Annotated in this window: 2 protein-coding genes; one reads left to right on the top strand and one right to left on the bottom strand. The window is 50.2% G+C overall.

The genetic code is table 11. The features are described 5' to 3' along the window. Positions 1-36: 36 nt before the first annotated feature. Positions 37-1,056: a hypothetical protein gene (locus Q2B33_RS23890; RefSeq protein WP_300783920.1), complete on the bottom strand. Its 1,020-nt coding sequence runs from the start codon at positions 1,054-1,056 to the stop codon at positions 37-39. A gap of 206 nt (positions 1,057-1,262) precedes the next feature. Here Q2B33_RS23890 and Q2B33_RS23885 point away from each other — a divergent pair, with 206 nt between their 5' ends. Further along, on the top strand, positions 1,263-2,189 hold the full coding sequence (locus Q2B33_RS23885) for a tyrosine-type recombinase/integrase (protein WP_300783922.1): 927 nt from the start codon (positions 1,263-1,265) through the stop codon (positions 2,187-2,189). Positions 2,190-2,218: the final 29 nt, after the last annotated feature.

Below are 2,218 nucleotides of genomic sequence, written 5' to 3'. Positions count from 1 at the left end.
TGTCCACGTCATAAAATTTTTGTCCTGCTTTTCAGATTAACTGATATATGGCCGGATCGCCTTCCTGTCCCCCTCGGAAACATCCAGCATATCCATGGAACGCTCTGCAGACCATCCGGCCTTTTCCATCAGATTTTTGATATTCTTCAGCAAAGTGGACATCCGGTCTTTCTCCGCCGCAATCCGGTCTTTCTCTGCTGTTTCTTTCGCTGCTTTCGCTGCCGCTTCCGCCGCCGCTTTCTCAGCTGCCCTCCGCTTCATTTCTTCTATGGCCAAACACACGTTCGCATCCTCCTTATCTTTTTCCATCTCTATCTTTGCACCTACACAGGCATTCAGCACATCGACCTCTGCCCGCCCCAGATGCCGGAACCCTTCATCTGCCTCTATGACTTCCCCAAGCCTGTCGGCATCCTGTGAATACTTGATGAACGACAGCACCTCCTTCAGGGATGTCTGGAATTTTCCAAAGTCATCATCCTTTATGGATGCCGGGGCGACCAGGTTAATCTTATAGTCTGGCACCAGCGCCAGGATCCTGGCATCCTGTTCCCCGAACATCTCATGAAGGGACATCGGACCGTCCCATTCCTTAGCGAAAAAACAGAGCACCAGCGTCACTACCGGCAGCAGCCTGTCCTGCTTCATGAACCCTGACAGGTACTCGTCCCCATCGGCTCCCTTGTAATCGCCTGAACGCTTATGGGAAACCACAGCGTTGGACACCTGCTTTGCATACTGCAGGGCATCATATACCATGTTCTTTACCGGCATCGCATTGTGCACATGCGACTGGGCCTCCACTGCCAGGAGCAGGTACGCTGTACGCCTGTCCATCATGGCGACCAATGACTTTATCACGTCCCTTGTCCTCTGTACCGGCTGCTTGGCCCCATCCTCCCCTCCATAGGGGACATCCACCTCCCGGGTGTCCAGTTCCTCCAGGCCGTCCGGATCTATGACCTGCTCACCGCCGTAGATGTAGTAGTTGAACGCGTCCGCAAAAATCTGGCTCTGGCGCATGTATTTCGTTGTCACAGTATCTTTTAGGCCCATAGGCTCCACCCCCTATCATATGCTGTGCCGCTGGCATATATTCTTTGCTCTTGTAGATATCATATCATGCAGGCCGGATTTTTACAACCTCCATATCTTTTGGAATCGCACTAAGACCACCCTCCGCTCCGGCGTTGCATAAATATGGTGGACAGATTTTATCAAAAAATCCATAATGGTAAGAAAACTAAGGAGAGCCTGTACGAATGAACAGCTTAAATGAACAAATCACCGAATACCTTACATATTGTGAATGCCGTAAGCATCTGAACCCTAAGACCCTTAAGGCATATCGCATCGACCTGAAGCAGTATGAGCTCTTCTGCTCTGGCCTTGCCGACCCTACCTCCAGAATCACCGTTGACAGCTTCATCACTCAGCTGCATAGACAGTATAAGACTAAGACCATAAAGCGCAAGATTGCGAGCTTAAAGGCCTTTTTCCATCATATGGAGTACCGTGAGCAGCTTGCGGAGAATCCCTTCGCCAGGCTGGATATCCGTTTCCGGGAGGCCCAGCTCCTGCCAAAGACGATTCCTTTCCACTCCATCCAGGCCTTCCTTTCTGCCATGTATGCCTGCAAGGAACAGGCCGGCTCAGAATACCAGCTCCATTGCTGCATCCGGGATATCGCCGTCATCGAATTGCTGTTTGCCACGGGGATGCGCATATCTGAGCTGTGCTCCCTGAAGCCGTCCGATGTAGACCTCACTGCCAATAATATCCTGATTTTCGGGAAAGGTGCCAAGGAACGTATTTTACAGGTGGGCAACCCTGAAGTCATCTCTGCGCTGAATGTCTATCATGACGCTTTTATAGAGGATATCGCTGCCTGTGGGTATTTCTTTGTGAACAGGCTACAGCACAAGCTCTCAGATCAGTCTGTCCGCTTCATGATTAACCGTTATGCAAAGCTTGCCAACATCAGCCAGCATATTACCCCGCACATGTTCCGGCATTCTTTCGCTACCCTATTGTTAGAGCAGGATGTGGATGTGCGATACATCCAAAAGATGCTGGGGCATAGCTCTATCAGTACGACCGAAATCTATACGCATGTGTCGAATACGAAGCAGAAGGATATTTTGGTCCATCGGCATCCTAGGAATTTGATGTCGGTGAATGAAGGATAATTCCGGATTATCAGTGAGTTAAAGGTTTA

This window comes from uncultured Acetatifactor sp. (assembly GCF_948601915.1).
GTDB lineage: Bacteria > Bacillota > Clostridia > Lachnospirales > Lachnospiraceae > Acetatifactor.
The sequence above is the reverse complement of the archived record's forward strand: the minus strand, read 5'-3'. Positions and strand labels throughout refer to the sequence as shown.

Coding starts and splice junctions, on each gene's coding strand:
- Q2B33_RS23890 (WP_300783920.1), bottom strand. CDS start 1,056: ATGGGCCTAAAAGATACTGTGACAACGAAATACATGCGCCAGAGCCAG.
- Q2B33_RS23885 (WP_300783922.1), top strand. CDS start 1,263: ATGAACAGCTTAAATGAACAAATCACCGAATACCTTACATATTGTGAA.